The sequence below is a fragment of the Bhargavaea sp. CC-171006 genome, from assembly GCF_009761675.1.
Classification (GTDB): Bacteria; Bacillota; Bacilli; order Bacillales_A; family Planococcaceae; genus Bhargavaea; species Bhargavaea changchunensis.
Genome location: NZ_QUZH01000006.1, coordinates 118691 through 141806, shown reverse-complemented (window position 1 = coordinate 141806; position 23116 = coordinate 118691). Strand labels below are relative to the sequence as shown.

The window sequence follows — 23116 nt, the reverse complement described above, 5'->3', positions numbered from 1 at the left end:
CTTACGGCAAAAAGCGGTCGGGATTACGGGGCGTCCTGGCGGTCTACAAGCCAGAGGCCTTCAGGGGTGAGAGTCAGCCAAATCTGCTTCTGTTCGAAACCGGAGAATGTATCGACCCTGACCGGTACACTTACGCCGGTCTCATGGGGAACAACGTCGTCTTCATGAAATGAAAGATGGACTTCTTCAATCGCTTCTGTCAATCCTTTTTCCGATAACCATGTTAGATTGGCCGCATTCCCATCTGCAGAAAGCAATTCCATGATTGTGACGTCTCCCCTGTCTGCAGCAATTAGTGCGAGCGCAGCCACCATGACCGGAGTGGTGTCCGATAGCAGTGACCGATCCCCAGCAGCCGTCAGGTCCCGATACAAAGTTTCCGTCCTTACCCGAAAATCAGAGTTTCCGAAAGAACCATCCAGAAAAACATGATTGTCTATTTCTGAATATCGGTCATGCCCTTCACGCGCACTTTTCAGTGCAGATTGATAACTTGCTGTTACCAGATGATCATAAGACTTCGACCGCTTCCATCCGGTCTTTTCCATTTCAGCCACGACCGGCTCCAGTAATTTTCCGGAAGGAGACTCTGGCCGTCCGGCCAGTCGCTTCCAGAGCTCCCTCCGTTCCGCCAATACTGTTCCGTCTTCTCCGAACACCCTGCCGCTTTCACCTCCAAACACGAATTCCCCAAAATAATGAACAGCCAATTCTTCCGGCATTCTCCACTGATCACTTGTGTTCCTATCACCGGCCATTTCTTCCAGTTCGAGGAGTGTTTCTTCCAGTACAACCGGCTCATGATCAGAGATTTTCTGCAGAGGCACCCTTTCAGCCACCCTTATTACACTTGCTACCGACTCTTCCAGTCCATCCGCATGTTCTCCAAGGGTCGGCAGTTTTTCGGGAATCACATATACCTGATCCCCAAAACGAATGATTTCTTCCGACAATTCGTAGCCTTCTTGCTCCATCAGCTGCAGAGCGTACCGGAGGGATTCGGGATATTCATCGGTATTGGCGAGGAAGCCTTCTTTATCAAATTTCTCGCCATGAATTGCCGCCTCTATAAAATTCATGTGTTCCATTAATCGGTTTGAGAAGATCATTGCCATTTCCTGTTTCCGCATCTCAAATACGCGTACATATTCCCTGCTCTTTAATTGATCATGATTAATCGGCTGTTCACTGAGCTGCATGGCCATCTCGGAAGGAAGGTCAAACACATCCAAGATTTCTGCCAGCTCCTCGTTCGCCTCCTTCTTTGCCGGTGCTTGACCTTTCTGTACGGCACGGTCAAGTCTTGAGATGAACAGACTGAACTCCGACTTTCCTTCCTGTATCGTTAACAAATCCATCATATCCATGTCTTGCGCACCAATCTTTTCCTGGAACCGTGCTTTCTCTTCATCGAAACGGGTCTCCAGCTTCTTTACATATGCGGCATCAACAGGCCCAGCCTGTACCGGGAGGATGAACGCCGCAGCGATCAGGAGGCCGACTGTGGCAAGAAGCCCGGCTCCTGCTGCCCACAAGCGTACTCCCTTGGATCGGTCTTTTTCTTGTTCAGCCAAGGCCGGAGTCTCTGGCTGATGGGCCACGGGTTCCGGATAGCGGATGCGGCCATAGGCACGACGCAGCAGACTGAGCTGCCGGTCAAGATCCCGATCCGGATCAGCTTCTGTGAGCATCCGGTCACCCGTCTCCGCTGCCGTCCGTGCCTCATCGGCTGTCATCCGGCAAATGGAACCCGTTTCTGCAGCGCCGAAATCATGAAGTCTGATCAGGACAAACGGCAGTCTGACTCCAACAGGCAGATTGCGGATCTCCCGATTAAGCTGTTCGTCTTCTTGAAACCGGAAAAGCTCTTGATCCTCCTCCCCATCAGGTGGATCTGCTATCAATCTTGCGGCAGCCCTGAACAAAATCACACGCGGATCCGCTCCGTCAGTCTGTTCTTCCTCTGCCTTCCCGATTGCCTTCTCTGCAATCTCCCCTACCCTCTCGTATGGCACCCCCGCCTGGTGGAGAAAGCAGTTAAGTGATTGTTCTAAGTCATGCGCCTTGTACAACGCCCTCGTCCCTTTTTCTTTTTCCCCCATTTCCCACACCCTCTTCATGCTTCTTCCTTTATTATACCAAATCCACCGTATTTTGATTTGTGCATTTCCGATTGGTTACATGGTCGGACTTTCTTTTTGGGCAACATGTTGTACAATGGGGGAATCAGTTTTCGGAGGGATCAACTATTTATGTCAAATCGAGAAAATTGGACTTCCAAGATCGGATTCATCCTGGCAGCGGCCGGCAGTGCCATCGGCCTCGGGGCCATCTGGAAGTTCCCATATATGGCCGGTACGAACGGCGGCAGCATCTTCATATTGCTGTTTATCCTCAGTACATTCCTGATCGGCCTCCCGATCCTGATTGCGGAATTTCTGATAGGCCGGCGCGGTCAGGCAGACGTCGTCACAACCTTCCGCCGGTTGGCACCCGGAACGGCATGGCCGATTTTCGGATTTGTCGGTTTTGCAATGTCCATTATCGTGCTGTCCTTCTATAGCGTGGTCGGCGGGTGGATCCTGTCATATCTGGTGCGCTCAGTCGCTTATCTGTTCGGAGGCGGAAATCCTCAGGACTTTGGAGCTCTGTTTGATTCGATCATCGCCAGACCGGGTGAGGCACTCCTTGCCCAGGCCGTCTTCATGTTCCTGACGATCTGGATCGTGTCACGAGGCATCAAGGGAGGCATCGAGCGGGCGAGCAAATGGATGATGCCGATGCTGTTCATCTTCTTCATCATCCTGGCCATCCGCTCCCTCACGCTCGACGGAGCGATGGAAGGAATCCGATTTATGTTCGTGCCAGATTTCTCTTACTTAAACGGAGAAACAGCCCTTCTGGCACTTGGACAGGCCTTCTTCTCGTTAAGTGTCGGGATCGGCAGCATGATTACATATGCGTCCTATTTGCCGAAAGATGAGAACCTCATGAAATCCGGCTGGAGTGTGGCGGTCCTGAACATCTTCATCTCCATTCTCGCGGGCCTTGTCATCTTCCCTGCTGTCTTCGCTTTCGGCGGATCACCGGCGGAAGGGCCAGGACTTGTCTTCGTCATCCTGCCGGCCATTTTCGAATCGATGCCGCTGGGCTTCCTGTTCATGCTGCTGTTCTTTATCCTGATGCTATTCGCGACATTGACTTCCAGTATTGCGATGCTCGAGATTACTGTGTCGATCGGCATCCGGAACAAATATGAACGGCGCAGAGGCGCTGCGTTCCTTTACGGGCTGATCGTCTTTCTGGTCGGCATTCCAAGCGCCCTGTCATTCGGGATCCTATCGGATGTGAAGGTGTTCGGCCTGTCTTTCTTCGATCTGGCAGACACAATTGTCTCCAAGTTCGGCATGCCGATCGGCGCATTCTTCATCTCCCTGTTTGCAGGTTACTATCTGTCCCGCCAGATTACCGAAGAAGAACTCGGAGGTTCCGGATTCCAGGCGTCCGCCTGGCGGCTCCTCGTCCGCTATGTTTGCCCGCTTGCCATCATATTGGTTTTCATCTCTACTATTTGGGGATGAGCAAACACATGAAAAAAAACCGCCAACTCGGCGGTTTTTTCATTATAGCGGACATCCTGCCCCGTATTTGAGCGCGATCAGCTTATAGGAGATGTCCATGCAGGCCTCATGCGGGATCCAAAGTTCATAGGAATGCTCATAAATCAGACGGATCCGTTCCGCCAATTCGGACGGATGGGCGGCATCATGGAGAGCAGCAATGACGTCGGCAATCTCAGTCTCGTATGCACCCGGCCCCTGATTGAACGGGTCCCACCGATCCAGAAGATCCGCCGCAAAATGATTGATTTCGATGGTATCCAACAGTACTCACCTATTTTTCAGTTCTTTGAATGATTATTAGCTATAATAGCACAGCCATTAAAAAAAGAAAGGGAGAAATTTTGGATCGTATTTTGGCCAGCCTGAACCTCGTACATAAAAACAGCCGGCCTCAATGAGAGGGCGGCTGTTTTGCATTCCGTTCGGCCAGAATGCGCTGCTCGAGTTCATGTGTCGCTTTTTCCTGTTCGGCGGATTTCTTTTTGATCCAGCGAAAAGCCAGGTAGCAAAGGAACATGCAGACAAGCAATGACGCTACTGCCGGTATATAAAGGGTCTTGTCTTCCGGAAAATAAAGGAACGGCATGAGAAGAACCGTTTTCATGATGACTCACTTCCTTAATGTGGATTCCGGGTTCAGAGTTACTTTTTCAGAATTTCAATCGACTGGATGACTACATCCTCAACAGGCTTGTCTTGGGCACCTGTTTTGACGCCTGCAATCTCATCGACAACATCCAGGCCTTCGACTACCTGGCCGAATACGGTATGGCGCTGGTCAAGCCAAGGCGTGCCGCCTTTTTCTGCGTAAGCTTCGATGATTTCTTTCGGGAAGCCTGCTCCCTCCAGCTGGCTGAGCATCTGGGAAGGGACGCGTTTTGCCTGTACGATGAAGAACTGGCTTCCGTTCGTTCCCGGTCCTGCATTTGCCATAGAGAGAGCTCCACGGAGATTGAACAGCTCCGGCGAGAACTCGTCTTCGAAAGTGGAGCCGTAGATGCTTTCTCCGCCCATGCCTGTTCCGGTCGGATCGCCGCCCTGGATCATGAAGTCCGGAATAATGCGGTGGAAGATAATTCCGTCATAGTAGCCGTTCTCGGCATGTGTAAGGAAGTTCTCTACCGTTTTCGGTGCCTGTTCGGGGAACAGCTTCACCTTCATCTCGCCATGGTTTGTATGAATGATTGCAAGTGCTTCATTTTCTGCAGCTTCGTTCGCCAGTTGAGGAAACATCGTATCTCTCCTTTTCTCCCAGCACCGGACGGCACAGGAGGTTCAGTATGTTCATAAGTGTAACATACTGGCCGGAGGGAAAACGATGAATAAGTCATGACACTTTTTTCGGGTTACGAAATGCTTTATAATGGGGATACTAAGTGCTAAAAAGGACGTTCGATAGATGTCAATACAAAAACGCAACTTTATCATCATCCTGGTGACCAACTTCCTGGTCGCGGGAACGATGACCATGATCATGCCATTCCTGTCCCTGTACATTGACACATTCGGCAGTCACTCCGATGCCTTTGTACAAAAGTGGGCTGGCCTCATCTTTGGCGCAACATTCGTGTCGGCATTTATCATGTCTCCAATCTGGGGACGGATCGGTGACAGGTACGGCTTTAAGCCGATTCTCATGATCAACGCCTTCGGTATTTCGGCGTTCATGTTCATGATGGGGTTTGTCGACGATGTGTACACGTTCTTCTTTCTCCGGCTGGCAATGGGTGTTGTGACGGGCTTCATCCCGACATCCCTTGCCTTCATTAGTGCCCATACCGCAAAAGGCCAAGCCGGCAAGACACTTGGCACACTCCAGATGGGCAGCGTTTCCGGAACTCTTTTCGGACCGGCGCTCGGTGGCCTGCTGGCTGATTCTTTCGGGTTCGAATTGGCCTTTATCATCTCTTCCGCCGCCATCTTCATCGCCGCCTTGATCGTGACATTCGGAATCAAGGAACAGAAAAAAGAAAAGAAGAACCGAGATCATGTCTATTCCAGAAACACCATCGTGCGTTCCATACTCTCCCATCGTCTCATGCTGAACGTCATGATTATCACGGCGCTGATCCAGATCGGCAATTTCAGCATCCAGCCCCTTCTTTCCCTCTACGTCGCTGAACTCACGGAAGCCGACCAGGTGGCATTTCTTGCGGGCCTCACCTTCAGCGCCGCAGGTGTCGGCAACCTTCTCTTCGCCAGGAAATGGGGGCAGCTCGGCGACAACCATGGGTATGAGCGGGTCTTGACTGTGCTGCTGTTGCTGACCTTTATATTCATGATTCCGCAGGCTCTCGTCACAAATCTTTGGCAACTGATCATCCTGCGCCTGCTGTTCGGGGTTTCGATCGGCGGTCTCATACCGGTCACCACCGCCCTGATCCGGAGAGAAGCACCTGTAGATATCCAAGGTGAAGTGCTTGGCTACAATACCAGCTTCCGCTTTTTCGGGAACATCATCGGCCCGATGTTCGGGGGAATCGTGAGCGGCTTTATCGGCATCTCCTCCGTCTTCTATGTAACGGCGGCCCTGTTCCTGATTGCATTAGTCTCCCTTCACTTCACCAGGAAGCGTCCGAAAGAGGATTTCGAGGATGTGCTGGAGCGGCAGGAGATGCTGCATCCGCACTAATGACTGTAGTTCTGCAACTCCATATCAAGTGAATGACGTCGCGCAGCATTTGCTGCGCGACGTTTTTATTTGTGTGATGTTCAAAAAGATTTCACTGTGGTTTTTCTGGAGCTTTTTTAATATAGGAAGAACTCGGTTCCAAGGTACTGCAATCGGTGAATAGCCCCAGTTTCTTCAATGCAACCGCTTTACAATTGGGTTATAATTAGTCCTGTTACCTATTTACCGAATAACTATCGGATCACCACTATTGAAAGGAGGAACATTCTTGATATCCGTGCTGTTGTTATTCGCACCGGTCATAGCCGCTCTGTTCGTCCCATTCCTGGCAAACCGGCTGCGGGGTATCCATACCGGCTGGTTCGTGCTTGCCGTGCCGGTGTTGCTGTTTATCTACTATTTGGGCTTCCTGCCCCAAGTGAAAGACGGCGGGGTCCATATAGGTGAATTGGCCTGGATTCCGTCATATGGTATTACACTCACTTCATACATAGACGGCCTTAGTCTGCTTTTCTCACTACTTATCACGGGAATTGGATCTTTGGTGGTTCTTTATTCGATTTTCTACCTTGATAAGGAAAAGGAAAGGCTCGGTAACTTCTACGTCTACCTGCTCATGTTCATGACGGCCATGCTAGGGGTCGTCCAGTCAGACAACATGATCGCCCTCTACGGTTTTTGGGAACTGACGTCGATTTCGTCGTTCCTGCTTATCGGTTACTGGTATACGAGGGACAAGTCGCGCTTTGGTGCGCTCAAATCAATGTTGATCACTGTCTTTGGCGGTCTCATGATGCTCGGGGGCTTCGTTCTTCTTTACATCATGGGAGGAACATTCTCGGTTCGCGAACTCGTATCAATGGCCCCCGAATTAGCAGAACATTCTCTTTTCACATGGGCACTAGTACTCCTCCTTCTGGGGGCGTTCACAAAATCCGCCCAGTTCCCGTTCTATATCTGGCTTCCGGACGCGATGGAAGCGCCTACTCCGGTCAGTGCGTATCTCCACTCCGCGACCATGGTCAAAGCGGGTCTCTATCTGGTTGCGCGCTTCACGCCAATTTTTGCGGCATCTGAAATCTGGGTGTGGCTAGTGACTTCAATCGGTGTGCTCACCCTGTTCTGGGGATCCTTCTTTGCGGTGAAGCAGACTGACCTGAAAGGCATTCTGGCTTTCTCGACTGTCAGTCAGCTGGGGCTGATCATGTCCCTGCTGGGTGCGGCCGCAGCTGCTTTCCACGTGGATGGTGCTGCAGAAACAATGTTCAAGTACGCCGGCTTCGCCGCTATCTTCCACCTCGTGAACCATGCCGCATTCAAGGGCAGCCTGTTTATGATTGCGGGTATCGTGGACCATGAAACGGGTACCCGTGATATCCGGAAGCTTGGCGGCCTCATGGCCCTCATGCCCGTTACTTTCACAATCGCCCTGGTCGGTTCCCTTTCCATGGCGGGTCTGCCTCCGTTCGGTGGCTTCCTGAGCAAGGAACTATTCCTGACAGGAATGCTGAGTTTGGGAGAACTTGACCTGTTCGCTCCTGCTTCCTGGGGAACCGTGCTTCTGGTGGTTGCATGGATTGCCAGCGTGTTCACGTTCATTTACAGCTTCTATTTTGTATTGCGTACGTTCACAGGAAAACACAAGCCGGATCTGCTGCCGAAATCGGCACATGAGGCACCTGCAGGCATGCTTGTCTCTCCGGCAGTGCTTGGCCTGATTGTCGTAGCCATCTTCTTCGTTCCGAATTTTATCGGGGACTGGATCGTCAAACCCGCAGTTGCTGCCGTGCAGCCATTTATGTACAACTCTCCGGCAGATGTTGATGTCCATGTAGCCGCCTGGCACGGCCATGTCACGCCTGAACTGATGATGACAATCGGCATTGTCATCGCAGGACTGGTCCTTTACTGGCTCCTGCCGAAATGGCAAGGACTTTACCGGGCCTTCCCTGAGTACCTGACACTCAACAAGTTCTATGATTCCTCCATGTATTTCGCAGAAAGCGGCATGAACCGCCTGTCCCGCTCCTATATGGACGGACAGATCCGGAGCTACCTGATCTATATGTTCTCCGGAATTGTCATCATCGTGCTTGGTTCGATGATCGCGAAAGATGCGTTCCAAGTCTCCTTTGAGGGAACTGCGCCGATCGGACCTGCGGAAGTCGGACTGCTGCTTGTACTCGTCGCCTCTGTTGTAACGACACTTGTCGCCCGAAAGCGCCTGACGGCCATCATCGCTCTTGGAGCGGCAGGCTATGTGGTCGCTCTCCTGTTCGTCACCTTCAAGGCGCCGGATCTTGCGCTGACCCAGCTCGTCATCGAAACCGTATCTGTCGCCCTCTACCTGTTGGCGTTCTATCACCTTCCGAAGATGAGCCGGCATGACGAAAAACGGAAGTTCCGTGTCGGCAATGCGCTGATCGCCGCTGCGGTCGGCCTCATGATGGCCCTGCTTGCGATGTCTTCCGCATCACAGAAAGCATTGCCGTCCATATCGCAGTATTACAAAGACACGGTCTATTCTGAAGCGGGCGGCGGAAACATAGTCAACGTCATCCTTGTTGACTATCGTGGTTTTGATACGCTATTTGAAATTGCCGTCCTGTCCATAGCGGCGATCGGGATTCTCGGCCTGATCCGCCTCCGTCTCACACGAAAGGGGGATTCCGGTGAAAAACAGTGATGTCATCATCCAGACGACGACAAAAGTCGTGTTTTTCATAATCTTCCTGTTTGCGATCCATATCTTCTTTGCGGGCCACTACACACCAGGAGGAGGGTTTGTCGGCGGCCTGCTGACCGCATCGGCACTCGTCCTTCTGCTCTTGGCTTTCGATATCCGTACGGTCAAAAAGGCACTGCCTTTCAACTACACGGTCATCATCGGAATCGGACTCATCCTTGCACTCGGAACTGCGTCTGCATCCATTCTGTTCGATGTCCCGTTTTTCACCCACGCGTACGATTACTTCAAGCTGCCGCTGTTCGGGGAAACCTCCCTTCACTCGGCCATGCTGTTTGACCTCGGGGTCTACCTGGTCGTTGTCGGCGCGACGATGAATATCATTCTTTCGATTGGAAGTGATGACTAATGGAAATTCTCATGTCGGTCATCATCGGCTTTCTCTTTATGGCCGCCGTTTATCTGCTTCTGTCCAGGAGCCTGCTCCGGGTCATCATCGGAACCGGCCTGTTGAGCCACGGGGCGCATCTGCTCATCCTGACAATGGGAGGCTTCGAGGGCTCCGCTCCCCCGGTTCTTGCGGACGGGGTGACGGATTTCGTGGATCCCCTTCCCCAGGCTCTTATCCTGACGGCGATTGTCATCAGTTTCGGTGTAACGGCGCTGTTCCTCGTGATGGCATACCGCGCGTACCAGGAACTCGAGACGGACAATATGACTTTACTGAAAGGAAATGACGAACATGACTAACCTCCTGTTATTTCCGGTCCTGATCCCGTTCCTGACGGCCATGATCCTTCTGTTCTTCCCGAAGCGGATCACCGCACAGCGGGCGGTCACCGTCACGGGCATGATCGCTTCCGTCATCGCCTCAACAGTGCTCGTCTCGGTTGTGCTTCGGGACGGGGTCCAGGCGGTCACACTGGGAAGCTGGCCAGCGCCTTTCGGCATCACGATGGTGTCGGATCCGCTATCAGCGGGACTTGTGCTGACTTCTAACCTGATCACTCTGGCGATCGTTTTCTACAGCTTCAGATCCATCGGCAAAGGCCGGGAAAAAAACCTGTACTATTCTGCGATGATGTTCATGCTGACAGGCGTGAACGGTGCCTTCACAACAGGCGATATTTTCAATATGTTCGTCTTCTTTGAAGTGCTCCTCATGGCGTCTTATGTCCTGATTGTTCTGGGCGGCGAGAAACGTCAGCTCCGGGAATCGATCAAATACATACTCGTGAACATTGTCTCTTCTGCATTCTTCGTGACTACGGTCGCGATGCTGTACTCTGTAACCGGGACACTCAACATGGCCGACATCTCGGCAAAGGTCTCGGAAATCGGCCAAAGCGGAATTCTCACTGTCATCGCCGTGATGCTGATTCTTGTCTTTGGACTCAAGGGCGCCATCTTCCCGCTTTATTTCTGGCTGCCCAGCTCGTATGCGGCACCGCCAGTACCGGTGCTCGCCCTGTTCGGGGCATTGCTTACGAAAGTTGGCGTCTATGCGATTATGAGGACTGTTACGCTGCTGTTCCCTCATGATCCGGGCTTCACCCATGAATTGCTGATGATCCTTGCGGTTCTCACAGTCATTGCCGGTTGCATCGGAGCGCTCGCCTACTATGACCTGAAACAGATCGTGATTTACAATATCATCATCGCTGTAGGGGTCATCCTATTCGGTGTGGCTCAGATGAACATGGCCGGACTGGAAGGCGCGGTGTTCTACCTGATCCATGACATGCTGATCAAAGCGGGGCTCTTCATGCTCATTGGTGTCATTATCGCCATTACCGGCACATCGAATTTAAGGGAAATGGGCGGTCTTATGAAGACTTATCCCGGCCTGGCCTGGACATGGCTCATCGCAGCGTTCGGCCTGGCGGGCATCCCGCCGCTCAGCGGCTTTTTCGGAAAACTCCTGATCGTGCAAGGTGCATTCGAGGCTGACAACCTATGGGGCGGGATTATTATCCTGGCATCCAGCCTGCTCGTTCTGCTATCTGTCATCCGAATCTTCATCCATGCGTTCTGGGGAGAGCCGAAACCGGTCAAAGGGACTACGGCGGGTGTTTACCGCGGCCTTCTCATCCCGGCCGTTATCGTGACCGCCCTGACCGTCATGTACGGGGTCGGCACGGAATGGCTCCGTCCGCTCATGTGGGATGCCGCGGAAATCCTCCACCAGCCATCGATCTATATCGATGCGGTGTTAAAGGAGTAGATGGATCATGGCCTTTCAAATTTTGCTTAACTTCATCCTGGCATTCACCTGGATGTTCATACTTAATTCATTCGATGCATCCACATTCATCATTGGATGGTTACTTGGTCTGCTGCTGATCCTGATGATGCGCCGCTTCTTCCCGGGGCCCGTCTACATCAAGCGGATCTGGTCTATCATCAAACTGGTGCTTTTGTTCTTCAAAGAACTGTGGCTGGCCAATGTCCAGGTGTTCATGCTTGTCATCAAACCGAAACTTGGTATCCAGCCCGCCATCTTCCGATACCCGACGAAGCTGACGAACGACTGGGAGATCACCCTGTTGTCGGCATTGATCACCCTGACGCCGGGCACGATTGTCATGAACGTCTCGGAAGACAAAAAGACTCTTTATGTCCATACGCTTCATATTGACGATGTGGACGAGGCAGTCGCGTCCATACGGGATTCGTTCGAGAAAGCCATTATGGAGGTGAGCCGGCCTTGACTATCCTGTTTTGGGTATCCCTTGTCCTGATTGTTGTCTCCATGGCCCTGTTCGTGTACCGCCTGATCAAAGGACCCACCGCCCCGGACCGCGTCATCGCGTTGGATGCCATGGGCGTCACACTCATATCTGTAATCGCCCTGCTGTCAGTCCTTGTCGGAACGAACCTTTATCTGGAGATCATCCTGCTGCTCGCCATCCTGTCCTTTATCGGGACGGTCGCCTTCTCCAAGTTCATAGAGAAAGGAGAGGTTTTCGACCGTGGAGATTCTGATTAATCTTATCGTGGCAATACCATTGATTGTCGGTGTCGTCTTCACCCTTGTAACGGCGGTCGGACTGCACCGGTTTCCCGACCCCTACACCCGTGCACACGCGGCTTCAAAGAGTTCCACGGTGGGGGTGCTGGGAATCCTGCTCTCCGTCTTTCTGCACTTCTGGCTGGTAGAGGATCACTTCAACCCGAGGATCCTCCTCGGAATCCTCTTTCTCTTCATCACCGCTCCCGTCGGGGGGCATATGATGGCACGGGCCGCCTACTTTGCCGGCGTCAAGCCGAGTGAGCTGACCGTCAAAGATGAGCTGGCGGAAGATATCCGTCAATCGGAAACCAAATAATTAAAAGACTTCTGCGGATTTCGCAGAAGTCTTTTTTTGAATTACCAATAATACGGGTACCCTCCATAGAATGGATAAGGCCCATAGCCGCCGTAGTAAGGATAGCCTCTATAGCCGCCATAGTATGGATAACGGCCTCCGGACCAGAACAGGTCTCCGAGCAGGCTTCCTGCGAATCCTCCGAGAAACGGTCCAAAGAACAATCCGCTTCCTCCTCTCCAGTTGGGATAGCGATGGTAACGAGGCATTAGCCTCCCCCCTTTCCTCGCTATCCTATGCCGGAAGCCCGCCCGGGCCTGGGCATTATTCCCCTGATTCTTCCGCCATCAGGTCTACAAGAGTCGCCAGGGTCCTCACCATGACACCAGTGCCGCCTTTTGGCCCCAGCTCATGTTGTGACGAAGCACCGGACGTTCCAGCGATATCCAGATGAATCCATGGTGTGTCCTCTGCAAACTCGCCGACAAATCCCCCGCCGAAAATCATATGGCCATCGCTTCCCGGAGAGTTGTTGAGATCCGCCACGTCACTCTTGCGGATCCGCTTTTTGTCGCTTTCCGTAAGCGGCAGCCTCCAGACGAACTCCCCGGTTTCGGAAGCGGCTTCCAGGAACGTTTCAAAGAAGCCCTCATTGTTGGATAGCGCCCCGGTCTTATCATAGCCCAGAGCAGTGATGACGCCCCCTGTGAGCGTCGCGACGTCCACAAGGTAATTCGCCCCCGACTGCTTGGCGTAAGTGACTGCATCCGCCAGGACGAGCCGTCCTTCGGCATCTGTGTTCAGTACTTCGATCGTCTTGCCGCTCAGTGAGGTGATGACATCATCCGGCTTGAAGGCGCTGCCCGAAATCATATTGTCCGTCGAGGCAATGACGGCGACCACATTCTTTTTCGGACGAAGTTCACCGATGATGCGCATTGCGCCGAGCACTGCTGCCGCTCCGCCCATGTCACCCTTCATGCCGACAATGCCGGTCTTCGTCTTGATCGAGTATCCTCCCGTATCAAAGGTGATCCCTTTGCCGACCAGGCCGACCACGTCTTCCCAGTTTTCTGTTGCTTCGTACTTCAGGACGATCAGCCGCGGCTCTTCGACCGAGCCTTGATTGACCGCAAGGATGGCACCCATGCCAAGCTCTTCCATCTCTGCGCGGCCGAGGACCTCGATTCCGAATCCATACTGCTCGGCCAGACGTGCCGCATAGTCCGCCATTGCGGTAGCAGTCAGAATGTTGCCGGGTGTGTTCACAAGATCCCTTGCTTCGTTGACTGCATCCGCATAAACACGGCCGACACCGAAGGCTGGCTTGATCACGTCTGCTCCCGCATCCGAAAGAAGCGTGACCTCGCGCAACTCCACTTGTTTCTCATTGGAGCCTGTTTTATAATCTTCAAATGCATAAGTGCCAAGACCCAGGCCCTCCGCCGCTGCAAAAGCAATGTCCGCATCCTCAAAATCGCCTGAGGTATAAGAAGCAGACCAGACAGCAGCCGTTTCCGCTTTCATCTTGCGAAGCTCTTTACCTGCCCCGGCAAACACTTTTCTCAGATCGTCAGCATCCAGCGTCTTGTCATTACCGAGTCCTGTAAACAGGACTCGGCTGAATCCCGCATCCGGCATGGCCGGCACTCGGGTGTATTCGCTGCGTCCAGATGCAACATCGCCCGAGCGTACCCATCCGGTAAGAGCCCCTCCGAACAGGGCATCCAGCTGTTCCCAGCCTTCCACATGTTCAGGGTGTTTCGGAACCCCTACGATCAGGACATCCGCAGTAATGCCTTCCAGACTGTTTTTCTGTACAGTGACTTCCATCTTTATCCCTCCATCCAGCTTTCGTCCTCATTATACCGGAATGACGGACTGGCGGGTCAGCCGGCTCCCCATGATATGTTATAATTTTGATTATCTTCTGCCTGAAAGGTTGTGCCAGCATGGAACTATTTCAAAACGCTCCACTATGGGTGGCGGTGTTCAGTATATTCTTTGCCCAATTCATCAAGATCCCTATCCATTATCTGGCCACCCGTAAAGTGGATTGGAGGCTGTTCACTTCCACCGGCGGCATGCCGAGCTCCCATTCCGCCGCCGTCTCCTCGCTGACGACAGCCATCGGATTCGAGCATGGCCTTGATTCCACCATCTTTGCGGTCTCAGCCGTTTTTGCGATCATCGTCATGTTCGATGCATCGGGCGTGCGCTTCCAGGCCGGCCAGCAGGCAGTCGTCATCAACCAGATGCGAACAGATTTCCGGAACTTTATCCAGACGACCAGGGAATGGCCGCAGAAGGATGAACAGCAGAAGATTGAGGAGCTGAAAACCCTCCTCGGGCACAAGCCGAGTGAAGTATATGCCGGTGCCCTGACCGGTATTTTCCTGTCCGTCATCCTGTATGCTTTCCTGCTCTGACCGTTGAAATATTAAAAAGCGTCCCGCCTGAAGGCGGAACGCTTTTTGTCTGTTGTCAGAACATCCTATAGCCCATTCTCCGGAGAATGATCATGACGATGCCCGCGATGATGGCGCCGACAAAGCCACCGATCAGGATGACAATATCTGCGGCATGCAGGGAGACCAGCTTGTCCCCAAGGCTGCTGAAAGCCATGCCGGGGCTGGTGAAGTAGTCCAGTACCCTCACTTCATCCACGATCAGGATGACAACGATCGGGTAGACGATCGCCATGAGCCATGTCATGCGGAGCAGCATATTCAGTAGGAAGCCGATCCCGAAGAACATGACCATGAACAGCAGGAACGACAGCAAAACTTCTACAATGGATAATGAACCGTCCAATTCGCAAACCTCCGATTTCCTTTCATCAGTTTACCGGAACGGGGACCTGCTTTCAACAAGCCGGTCCCCGTTCACCAATCTGTCAGAAATCAGGATCGGTTCCGCCTTTGCGGAAAAAGAACTTATAACTGGTATATCCAAAAATGTCTCCAGGCCAGGCTCCGCGGACTTCCGGCAAACCGCCGTCAACGGCTTCTCCTGCAATCTCATGGATCAGGAGTGACGAATCCGGAGAAGCCGCCAATTCACCGGGCGTCATCCATCTGGCTTCGGCAATTTCCCGTTCCTGAGGAATCACCGGCTGTGTATCCGAAAGCGGCCGGAGAAGAAACAGAGCCATGTTATCACTGACTTCCCCTTTCAGTACGCCTGTCCTGAACCCCGCCATTCCGGTGAGCTCGGTCCGGATACCGGTTTCTTCGGCCACCTCGCGAATCGCGGCTTCATCCGCCCGTTCTCCCGGCTCCACGAAACCTGCCGGAAACGACCACTTGCCTTTCAGGCCGCCGTACGTCTTTTTCACAACCAGCCATTCCCCGTTTCCGTTCATGACAATGCCCGCTGCACCCAGCCATACTTTCCCCCGTTCTTTCCCCATACCTTCTCCTCCCCCTCATCCTGACCGTTGTCCTGAAGTAGTCAGTTTAAAAAATCTCCCCGAAGCGGTTCCGTGAGAATGCCGGAGCCGAATCGGGGAGGTTGCCTTTACATAGCAAATCGGGCGGCCCGCCCATGAAAAGGACTTGCCGCCCGGACATCCATTAAAGAATGTCGAATTTACCTTTCTTGATGACGAGCGATGGTCCGCCGATCATATAGAGCGCACGGTTATCGATCATCTTCTTCAGGAAGCTGGCTTTCTTGCCTGTGACCAGCTTGCCGTCGAATACATTACCGATCGCATCGTCATCGCCTAGCGAGCATACTGTTCCTTTCAGGTCAGGAACGAATTTCTTCGTCTTGCCGCCTTTGGCGAGGCTGATGATGTTTTCCGCAACCTGAACGCCCTGCTGCATCGCAATCTGAGCGGTCGGCGGGTATGGACGGCCTGCATCCTCATTCATGAGAAACGCGCAGTCACCGACGATGAAGACGTCATCGTATCCTGGTGCGCGCATGTCTTCACGCACGGCCACACGGGCACGCTTGCTTTCGATCGATGTTTCTTCGATCAGGCGGTTGCCACGTACACCTGCAGCCCAGACAACTGTGCCGGCTTTGATGAATTCGAACTTCTCTTCACCGGTCTTGATCTTGACGCCTTCAGGAGTCGCTTCCACAACAGGAGTGCCGATGGAGAATTCGATTCCCTTTGATTTCAGATAGGATGTCGCATAATCAACTAGCTGCGGATCAAAGCCAGGGAGGACCATCGGTGCGGCTTCCACACAGATGACGCGGACTTTTTCCCGCGGCACGTCAAACTCCTCGCAAAGCTCCGGAACGCGATTTCCGAGTTCACCAAGGAACTCGATTCCCGTGAATCCTGCACCGCCGACGACGATCGTCAGGCGGGAATCATCTTTTTCCTCTTCCAGCGACCAAGTCGCAAACTGATATTCGATATGTTCGCGGATCTGGCGCGCGGCGTTCACGTCAGCGATGCCGAGTGCATACTTGTCGAGTCCTTCGATTCCGAAGGTTTCGCCTTCAAATCCAAGCCCGATCACGAGATAATCATACGTGAGTTCGCCTGCATCTGTACCGACCTTCTTGTTGTCGACATCAATTGACTCAACCGTTGCCTTGACGAACTTCACCTTGCTGTCATTGATGACGCGCTTGATGTCATAGCGTACATCTTCGGGCTTAAGCGTTCCGGCTGCAGCTTCATGAAGCCAGGTCGATTCGTAGTGATAGTCGTTTTTGTTTACGAGGACAATGTCCATATCATCGGTGCCGATCTTTTTCTGAAGGTTAACGACTGTAGAAAGTCCGCCGTATCCGCCTCCGAGCACCAGAACTGTAGGTCTCTTCACTTCAATCCCAACCACCTTTATGAAATGTGTATATAAATGCAGGACGGCCACAATGCCGTGATTGTCACGGCGTTGCGCCGTAATCGACAAATTCCTTCATCTTTAGTTTAGTCCTTTATATGGGGGTTTTCAAGAGGTGACAGGGAAATAAAAAAGACCGGAAATCCGGTCTTTTAATCAGCATTTTTCTGGTGTGCCTTCTTTCCTGGCCGTCCTGAACGATGTACCGCAGCCGCATGATGCAATGGCATTTGGATTGGTGATCGTGAAGCCACCACCCATGAGGGATTGCTTGTAATCGATTTTCGTTCCGTTCAGGATGCCTGCGTCCTCTTTGGAGACGACAATCGGGATCCCGTGCAGTTCGAGGAATTGATCATCTTCGTTGCGCTCTCTCGTGAAGTTGAGGCCGTAGGTCAGTCCGCTGCATCCGCCGCCGTTGACCCCGACACGAAGGAAAGAACCTTCCTCTTCGTTGTTGACCATCATTTCCTTCACCTGATAGGCCGCAGCTTCCGTCAGTTCCACCACTTGTGTCATTTACCCTCACTCCTTTTCTTTCATCATATCGTTTGTTGCCCGCCGGTTCAAATGACCGGCCCGATTATTGAAAAGGATCCGCCATGGCGGATCCGAAAGATCAAAAGACCTGTTCTACTTCGACGACGCCCGGCACTTCTTCGATGAGCGCACGCTCGATGCCGGCTTTAAGCGTGATTGTCGAACTTGGGCAGGTTCCGCACGCACCAAGCAGGCGGAGTTTCACGATGCCGTCCTCAACATCAACGAGTTCGCAGTCGCCGCCATCGCGGAGAAGGAACGGACGCAGTTTATCCAGGACTTCTTGTACACCATCCATCATCGCTGTTTCTGTCACTTCGATTCGACTCCTTTCACTGATTTCATTATAATGTGTTCAAGCCAGAAAATCCATAACGGAAACCGGGGGGATTATTTATGAATGAAAAAGGGATCAATATCGAAGTATACGGTGCCGATGTCATCTGTGCAAGCTGTGTCAATGCACCCTCTTCGAAAGATACATATGAGTGGCTTGAAGCCGCCATTTCCAGGAAATATCCTGGACAGCCATTCCGAATCGATTACATCGATATCGAAAAGCCGATCGAGGATCCGGTACGCGCTGACATCGCTTCACGAGTACGGGATGACGAATTCTTCTACCCGCTTGTCGTGGTCGGCGGAGAAGTTGTCGGCGAAGGGTATATCCAGCTGAAACCGGTGTTCAAAGAACTTGAGAAGCATGGGTTTATGGCGGAGGCTTAAGCTTCCCCAAATATACTGAGTGATGGACTGCAGACAATGTGAGCATAGTGCTCCTTTGCCTGCAGTTTTTGGCTCTATTTATGATTCCTTCAAAGAATCCTTCGGATTTACGCTGCGCGCCCTCGCTTACCCCGGGCGTTGCCTTAGCCGACGCCAGTACGGAGACTGGCGTCTGTGCGCATCGCGAAAGCGTTGCGTAACATCCTGCGGGGTCTTCGGCTAACGCTTTTCCCGCAGGACAGAGAAACCTCCTCGAATCCGCCTCGCACGAAGGAAATGCGCAGCATTTTCGAGGAGTCTCAGGCCCTTCGCTTCAATCCGTTCATGTAGCTTGATTTTATTAATTATGACTGTTGTTGTATTCTATTAGACTTCTATGCCGTCAGTTTTAAATCACATTATACGCCTATCTTTATCTTGCTTCCTCTAACAATTTCTTTTCTATAATTATAAAGCGTTCCTTGATCATCTTACTAATGTGACTGTTAGTACTGTGAAATGATGAACATGGTTCAAAAGAGCGGCCAACCCAATGGGTGGCCGCTCAAAGTGAACGGAATGTTTCCGAAATGTGGCTTTCGGTGTTTTCTCCCCGGTTAGAGCCCCATAATCTCTTGATGTAGCAAGGGTTTCTTACCTCATTAGCCGTTATGCCATTTGTACATCCAGAGGATGCCCGACTTCAGCAGGCGCGCGATGCGGCCGGTGACGGTGCGGTCGGCGAGGAAGGCGAAGCCTTTTTTCTTGCCGAGCGAGCCGACGATGCCCTGGAGTTTGATCTCCGGCATTTTTTCCGGAAGGGTCTCTCCGTTCCAGCGCATTTTCAGCACTTTGACAATCTGTTCGCCCTGCTCCTCGGCAAGATAGGCGCTTGGCGCGTGAGGGAGCGCGGCGCAGTCGCCCACCACATAGACGTTTTCGTAATTAGGAATGTTGTGGTGCGGCGTAAGAACGACACGGCCGCCTCCGGCTTTCTCGACATCCAGGTTGCGCACGATTTCTACAGGGCGGATCCCCGCGGTCCATACGACTGCATCTGCCGGAATCGAATTTTCATGGTTGTAAAGCAGATGCGGTTCCACTTTTGTAATGTTCGAGTTGCTGATGACTTCCACATTGTTGTCATCAAACCAGCGTTGCACATAATTGCTGAGACGCTCCGGGAAGTCACGGAGAATCCGCGGTCCTCGGTCAAACAGTTTAATGTTCAGGTCCGGGCGGCTCTCACGGAGTTCACTTGCGATTTCAATGCCGCTCAGGCCGGCACCGACGATGGCGACCGTCGCGCCCCCGGACAGACCCAGAACCTCACGGTATGTATCACGTGACTTGCGGATGGTCTGGATGCTGTGTGTATACTCCGCAGCACCCGGCACATCATGATAGTTATCATCGCAGCCGAGGCCGATGACGAGATCGTCATAACGGATGCTGTCGCCGTTGTCGAGATAAACGCACTTCTCATCCATGTTGATGTCGACGACCTCTGCGGTGACTGTCCTGAGACGTTCGTGCTCAGGAAAATCGACACGGACTTCCGCATCCGGGACCGTCCCTGCCGCCAGGGCGTAGAATTCGGTCTTCAGACTATGAAACGGCGTCCGGTCGATCAGGATGATTTCCCGGTCATCAGTAATTTGATTGGGCAGAAGGCGGAGCAGAATCCTCATATTACCGTAGCCGCCGCCTAACAGGACTAGTTTCTTCATGGTAATCTCCTTTGATGAAGTTCAATATTCGATCTATATTCTTGCGTTCCATCGCCATTATATCGGAATGTGAGGTGTTTCACAATAAGCCGTTTAATTGACGGGCGGTTGAAAAAAGAGTACGATTTCCGGGTAGGAGAGGTGAATGTTTGTGAATCCGATCGTAGAATTCTGCATGAGCAACATGGCCTGCGGTTCACAGAAAACATTCGAGGAACTTGAACAGGACCCGAATCTTGATGTCCTCGAATACGGCTGCCTCAGCTTCTGCTCGCAATGTGCCGAATCGCTATACGCGGTCGTCAACGGAGAGATCGTCGAGGGCGAGACGCCGAATGAACTAAAGGAAAACATCTACCGTTTTATTGAAGAGAATCCGCTGTTCTGATGCAGTCCCATATAGAAAAAGCGCAATGCCCATCCGGCATTGCGCTTTTCAGTTTGCTCCCCATCCGTCAAGTGTCTTCAGGGCATAGGTCGGCTGTTCCCCGTAGTTTGACAGGGCGGACGTACGTGTCACCCCGGTATCCACATGCACTGTATCGATGCCGTAGCGGATACCGGCCACGATGTCGGTCTCGTAATTGTCTCCGACCATGATCATCTCTTCCTTTTCCAACCCGTGCCGATCGGCCAGCGCCTCCAGCATCGGGACGGACGGCTTGCCGATATAAAATGGACTTACTCCGGTCGCGAGCTCGATCAGCCCGGCAAATGCACCGTTTCCGGGAACCAGCCCCCGTTCTGTCGGATACGCTTTATCGCTATTCGTCGCGACGAATGCTGAACCCGCAGAGACGGCAAGCGAAGCGTCGGCCAGCTTGCCATAGGTGATTTCACGGTCGATGCCGACCACTACGGCATCCGGGGCTTCCCGTACAATCCGGTGTCCCGCAGACGTCAGTGCCGACCGCAGTCCCTCTTCACCGATCATGTAGACCGGAATGGTGCCGTGATTTTTCAGCAGATGGTCAGCTGTCGCCACGGAGGAGGTCATGATTTCTTCGGGAGCGGCTGTTATGCCCATCCCCATCAGCTTTTCGGCCTGCCGCTCCGGTGTCAGCGCGGAGTTGTTGGTTACAAAAAACACGCCGGCCCCTTTCTCCCTAAGACTCCTGATAAAACGGACTGTTTCAGGAATCGGCACATCTCCCCGGTAGACTGTACCGTCAAGATCAAAGCACCAGGCGCGGTATTCCTTCATTCATTTTCCTCCGGAAGAAAAGCGGAAACCGGACCGAGTTCCTCGGCCAGGTAGCGGCGTGTGGAGTCCGGGAAACGCCGGAGAGCCGGCATCGTTTCGTTGAGCACACGCTCAGTCTCGGATGCGTCGACATCCATGAATTCACGGACAATCATTTTCCTCAGGCCCACCATCTCTTTTAGGGGTGCCTCCATATCCGCTTCAATTACTTTCTCATCAAGGAGAATATCGATGATGTCTTCATAGCTTCCCGGGTCCCGCATGATGAAACCGTCGATCAGCGTGTTGCCGATGTCGATTACCGATTCAATCAGGTTATGGGCGATGCGCTCCATCGCAAGCTTCCCTACCGGACTGTTTGTCCAATCAGAGCGGCTGTCGTACACCTCGAAAAGATACTCCATATGCGATGCGGTCTGTTCCACTTTGTTTCGGTCGATAAAATACATGATGATTCCTCCTGTCGGTTCAAGACGAAAACCCGCAACGGCTTATTCGCCGTTTTGCGGGTCATCCTGTTCCATTTCTTGCTGGGCACCCTGTTTTTTAGAGTTCCCTTTTGGCTTCGAAATTTTCTTAAGGACAAAGTAGGCACAGCCGAAATTGCAGTGCTCATACAGATAGTCCTCGAGTGTGCTGATTTTCGTCGCAATGGTCGCCTTCGGATTCTTATCGTCGAAGAAGCCCCGAAGCCGGAGCTGGCCATAACCCCAGTCACCGACGATGTAGTCATATTTGGTAAGGATGTCGCTGTAGCGGGACTCAAGAGCTTCTTCCTGCAATGCGTCCCGGTAATCCCTGACCACTTCATACTCGGTATTTTCGATCTTGATCATGTTCGTTCCTTCTTTCAGGATTGGACGGCCAGTTCACTTTCCCCGCGGCGCTGTCGTTCGCGGGCGGCTGCGTTGACCTGCTCATCCGCGTGGTAGCTGCTTCGAACCAGAGGGCCGGCTTCGCAATGGGAGAAGCCTTTGGTCATGGCGATCTTGCGGAGCTCGCCAAATTCCTGCGGCGTGTAGTATTTCTGAACAGCAATATGTTTTTTCGTCGGCTGGAGATACTGGCCGATAGTCATGATATCCACATTATTCTCGCGGAGATCATCCATCGTTTCAATGATTTCTTCCCATGTCTCGCCGAGGCCTACCATGAGGGAGGACTTTGTCGGAATTTCCGGCTGCATCTCCTTTGCCCGGCGAAGGAACTCAAGGGAGCGATCGTAGGTTGCCCGTGCGCGGACACGTTTGGTCATTCGGCGCACTGTCTCGATATTGTGGTTCAGGATATCCGGTTTGGCGTCCATCAGAGTCTTCAGGCTGTCATAATCACCTGCAAGGTCGGAAGGCAGTACTTCCACCGTGGTAAACGGATTTTTGCGTCGAATGGCCCGGATGGTTTCTGCCATCACACCTGCTCCTCCGTCGCGCTGATCGTCGCGTGCCACCATCGTAATGACGGCGTGCTTGAGATTCATCAGGGCGACTGAATCGGCTACGCGCTCCGGCTCGGCCAGGTCAAGTTCATTCGGCAGTCCCGTTTTAACCGCGCAGAAGCGGCAGGCTCTCGTACAGACTGCACCAAGGATCATGAATGTAGCCGTCCTGCGCTCACCCCAGCATTCGTGGATGTTTGGGCAACGCGCCTCTTCACAGACGGTATGCAGTCCTTTTTCGCGCATCATCTTTTTAAGGTCTACATAGTTCTCATTGGTGTTCAGCTTTATTTTAAGCCAATCCGGCTTTCGGATGTGCTCGTTTCCCGGCTTGCAAGATGTCATCGCCATCGGCTCCATTCTCTCTGTATTGAAAATGCTCACTATTGTCAATGTAACACAATGGACACGCCGGGACAACAGCCTCAAAAATTCGGAA

28 protein-coding genes are annotated in these 23116 nt (G+C 52.6%); 12 read left to right on the top strand and 16 right to left on the bottom strand.

Going from position 1 to position 23116, the window contains the following annotated elements; genetic code table 11:
• Positions 1 to 23 precede the first annotated feature (23 nt).
• A complete protein-coding gene (locus DZC51_RS03360) occupies positions 24 to 2102 on the bottom strand; it encodes a hypothetical protein (protein WP_157293960.1) in 2079 nt (692 codons plus the stop codon).
• 150 nt (positions 2103 to 2252) lie between these two features.
• Between DZC51_RS03360 and DZC51_RS03355 the strand changes: the two genes are divergently transcribed.
• The gene (locus DZC51_RS03355; protein ID WP_157293959.1) at positions 2253 to 3581 is read left to right on the top strand and encodes a sodium-dependent transporter; all 1329 of its coding nucleotides are present in this window, start codon (positions 2253 to 2255) and stop codon (positions 3579 to 3581) included.
• 42 nt (positions 3582 to 3623) lie between these two features.
• On the opposite strand, the gene DZC51_RS03350 is transcribed toward DZC51_RS03355, so the two are convergent.
• From DZC51_RS03350 to DZC51_RS03340, 3 genes are all read right to left on the bottom strand, one after another.
• Positions 3624 to 3884, bottom strand: coding sequence for a DUF1871 family protein (locus tag DZC51_RS03350; RefSeq protein ID WP_157293958.1), 261 nt, complete (start codon positions 3882 to 3884; stop codon positions 3624 to 3626).
• Positions 3885 to 4014: 130 nt separating this feature from the next.
• A complete protein-coding gene (locus DZC51_RS03345; RefSeq protein WP_157293957.1) occupies positions 4015 to 4227 on the bottom strand; it encodes a hypothetical protein in 213 nt (70 codons plus the stop codon).
• 38 nt (positions 4228 to 4265) lie between these two features.
• Positions 4266 to 4856, bottom strand: a complete 591-nt coding sequence (locus tag DZC51_RS03340) for a peptidylprolyl isomerase (RefSeq protein WP_157293956.1) — start codon at positions 4854 to 4856, stop codon at positions 4266 to 4268.
• A gap of 166 nt (positions 4857 to 5022) precedes the next feature.
• On the opposite strand from DZC51_RS03340, the gene DZC51_RS03335 reads away from it, so the two are divergent.
• From DZC51_RS03335 to mnhG, 8 genes are all read left to right on the top strand, one after another.
• The gene (locus DZC51_RS03335) at positions 5023 to 6255 is read left to right on the top strand and encodes an MFS transporter (protein ID WP_157293955.1); all 1233 of its coding nucleotides are present in this window, start codon (positions 5023 to 5025) and stop codon (positions 6253 to 6255) included.
• A gap of 268 nt (positions 6256 to 6523) precedes the next feature.
• On the top strand, positions 6524 to 8941 hold the full coding sequence (locus DZC51_RS03330) for a Na+/H+ antiporter subunit A (protein WP_157293954.1): 2418 nt from the start codon (positions 6524 to 6526) through the stop codon (positions 8939 to 8941).
• Positions 8928 to 9350, top strand: coding sequence for a Na(+)/H(+) antiporter subunit B (locus tag DZC51_RS03325; RefSeq protein ID WP_157293953.1), 423 nt, complete (start codon positions 8928 to 8930; stop codon positions 9348 to 9350). The genes DZC51_RS03330 and DZC51_RS03325 overlap by 14 nt, the downstream gene beginning before the upstream one ends.
• Positions 9350 to 9691 (top strand): Na(+)/H(+) antiporter subunit C, encoded by a 342-nt coding sequence (locus tag DZC51_RS03320; RefSeq protein WP_157293952.1) that lies wholly within the window; start codon positions 9350 to 9352, stop codon positions 9689 to 9691. The genes DZC51_RS03325 and DZC51_RS03320 overlap by 1 nt, the downstream gene beginning before the upstream one ends.
• Complete coding sequence (locus DZC51_RS03315) at positions 9684 to 11165, top strand: Na+/H+ antiporter subunit D (RefSeq protein WP_157293951.1); 1482 nt, start codon at positions 9684 to 9686, stop codon at positions 11163 to 11165. The genes DZC51_RS03320 and DZC51_RS03315 overlap by 8 nt, the downstream gene beginning before the upstream one ends.
• 7 nt (positions 11166 to 11172) lie before the next feature.
• The gene (locus DZC51_RS03310; RefSeq protein ID WP_157293950.1) at positions 11173 to 11652 is read left to right on the top strand and encodes a Na+/H+ antiporter subunit E; all 480 of its coding nucleotides are present in this window, start codon (positions 11173 to 11175) and stop codon (positions 11650 to 11652) included.
• Positions 11649 to 11930, top strand: a complete 282-nt coding sequence (locus DZC51_RS03305) for a Na(+)/H(+) antiporter subunit F1 (protein ID WP_157293949.1) — start codon at positions 11649 to 11651, stop codon at positions 11928 to 11930. Before DZC51_RS03310 ends, DZC51_RS03305 begins: the two co-directional genes overlap by 4 nt.
• The gene (gene mnhG, locus DZC51_RS03300; protein ID WP_157293948.1) at positions 11914 to 12270 is read left to right on the top strand and encodes a monovalent cation/H(+) antiporter subunit G; all 357 of its coding nucleotides are present in this window, start codon (positions 11914 to 11916) and stop codon (positions 12268 to 12270) included. The genes DZC51_RS03305 and mnhG overlap by 17 nt, the downstream gene beginning before the upstream one ends.
• A 41-nt stretch (positions 12271 to 12311) precedes the next feature.
• On the opposite strand, the gene DZC51_RS03295 is transcribed toward mnhG, so the two are convergent.
• Both DZC51_RS03295 and DZC51_RS03290 read right to left on the bottom strand, forming a co-directional pair.
• Positions 12312 to 12518: a hypothetical protein gene (locus DZC51_RS03295; protein ID WP_157293947.1), complete on the bottom strand. Its 207-nt coding sequence runs from the start codon at positions 12516 to 12518 to the stop codon at positions 12312 to 12314.
• Between the two features lie 55 nt (positions 12519 to 12573).
• Positions 12574 to 14082: a leucyl aminopeptidase gene (locus DZC51_RS03290; protein WP_157293946.1), complete on the bottom strand. Its 1509-nt coding sequence runs from the start codon at positions 14080 to 14082 to the stop codon at positions 12574 to 12576.
• Positions 14083 to 14201: 119 nt separating this feature from the next.
• Between DZC51_RS03290 and DZC51_RS03285 the strand changes: the two genes are divergently transcribed.
• Positions 14202 to 14678: a divergent PAP2 family protein gene (locus DZC51_RS03285; protein ID WP_157293945.1), complete on the top strand. Its 477-nt coding sequence runs from the start codon at positions 14202 to 14204 to the stop codon at positions 14676 to 14678.
• Positions 14679 to 14733: 55 nt separating this feature from the next.
• Here the strand turns inward: DZC51_RS03285 and DZC51_RS03280 are convergent, their stop codons facing one another.
• The 5 genes from DZC51_RS03280 to DZC51_RS03260 form a co-directional block, all read right to left on the bottom strand.
• The gene (locus DZC51_RS03280; RefSeq protein WP_157293944.1) at positions 14734 to 15063 is read right to left on the bottom strand and encodes a YuiB family protein; all 330 of its coding nucleotides are present in this window, start codon (positions 15061 to 15063) and stop codon (positions 14734 to 14736) included.
• Between the two features lie 82 nt (positions 15064 to 15145).
• The gene (locus DZC51_RS03275; protein WP_157293943.1) at positions 15146 to 15661 is read right to left on the bottom strand and encodes an NUDIX domain-containing protein; all 516 of its coding nucleotides are present in this window, start codon (positions 15659 to 15661) and stop codon (positions 15146 to 15148) included.
• A 163-nt stretch (positions 15662 to 15824) separates the two neighbouring features.
• Positions 15825 to 17042: an NAD(P)/FAD-dependent oxidoreductase gene (locus DZC51_RS03270; protein ID WP_157293942.1), complete on the bottom strand. Its 1218-nt coding sequence runs from the start codon at positions 17040 to 17042 to the stop codon at positions 15825 to 15827.
• A gap of 177 nt (positions 17043 to 17219) precedes the next feature.
• Positions 17220 to 17582 carry a HesB/IscA family protein gene (locus tag DZC51_RS03265; RefSeq protein WP_157293941.1) on the bottom strand — a complete coding sequence of 121 codons (363 nt, stop codon included), beginning with the start codon at positions 17580 to 17582 and terminating at the stop codon, positions 17220 to 17222.
• Positions 17583 to 17682: 100 nt separating this feature from the next.
• Positions 17683 to 17904 (bottom strand): NifU family protein, encoded by a 222-nt coding sequence (locus tag DZC51_RS03260; protein ID WP_232524048.1) that lies wholly within the window; start codon positions 17902 to 17904, stop codon positions 17683 to 17685.
• A 95-nt stretch (positions 17905 to 17999) separates the two neighbouring features.
• Between DZC51_RS03260 and DZC51_RS03255 the strand changes: the two genes are divergently transcribed.
• Positions 18000 to 18329, top strand: coding sequence for a YuzD family protein (locus DZC51_RS03255; RefSeq protein WP_157293940.1), 330 nt, complete (start codon positions 18000 to 18002; stop codon positions 18327 to 18329).
• Positions 18330 to 18970: 641 nt separating this feature from the next.
• Here the strand turns inward: DZC51_RS03255 and DZC51_RS03250 are convergent.
• The gene (locus DZC51_RS03250; RefSeq protein ID WP_157293939.1) at positions 18971 to 20038 is read right to left on the bottom strand and encodes an NAD(P)/FAD-dependent oxidoreductase; all 1068 of its coding nucleotides are present in this window, start codon (positions 20036 to 20038) and stop codon (positions 18971 to 18973) included.
• Between the two features lie 145 nt (positions 20039 to 20183).
• Between DZC51_RS03250 and DZC51_RS03245 the strand changes: the two genes are divergently transcribed.
• A complete protein-coding gene (locus DZC51_RS03245) occupies positions 20184 to 20426 on the top strand; it encodes a YuzB family protein (protein ID WP_198304044.1) in 243 nt (80 codons plus the stop codon).
• A 48-nt stretch (positions 20427 to 20474) separates the two neighbouring features.
• On the opposite strand, the gene DZC51_RS03240 is transcribed toward DZC51_RS03245, so the two are convergent.
• From DZC51_RS03240 to lipA, 4 genes are read right to left on the bottom strand one after another with little or no spacing between them, the layout of a single operon-like run.
• Positions 20475 to 21242, bottom strand: coding sequence for a TIGR01457 family HAD-type hydrolase (locus tag DZC51_RS03240; protein WP_157293937.1), 768 nt, complete (start codon positions 21240 to 21242; stop codon positions 20475 to 20477).
• Positions 21239 to 21691 (bottom strand): DUF86 domain-containing protein, encoded by a 453-nt coding sequence (locus DZC51_RS03235; protein WP_157293936.1) that lies wholly within the window; start codon positions 21689 to 21691, stop codon positions 21239 to 21241. Before DZC51_RS03235 ends, DZC51_RS03240 begins: the two co-directional genes overlap by 4 nt.
• 42 nt (positions 21692 to 21733) lie before the next feature.
• Entirely contained in the window at positions 21734 to 22078 is a 345-nt protein-coding gene (locus tag DZC51_RS03230; protein ID WP_157293935.1) for a YutD family protein, read from the bottom strand.
• Between the two features lie 14 nt (positions 22079 to 22092).
• Positions 22093 to 23022 (bottom strand): lipoyl synthase, encoded by a 930-nt coding sequence (gene lipA / locus DZC51_RS03225; RefSeq protein WP_157293975.1) that lies wholly within the window; start codon positions 23020 to 23022, stop codon positions 22093 to 22095.
• Between the last annotated feature and the right edge of the window lie 94 nt (positions 23023 to 23116).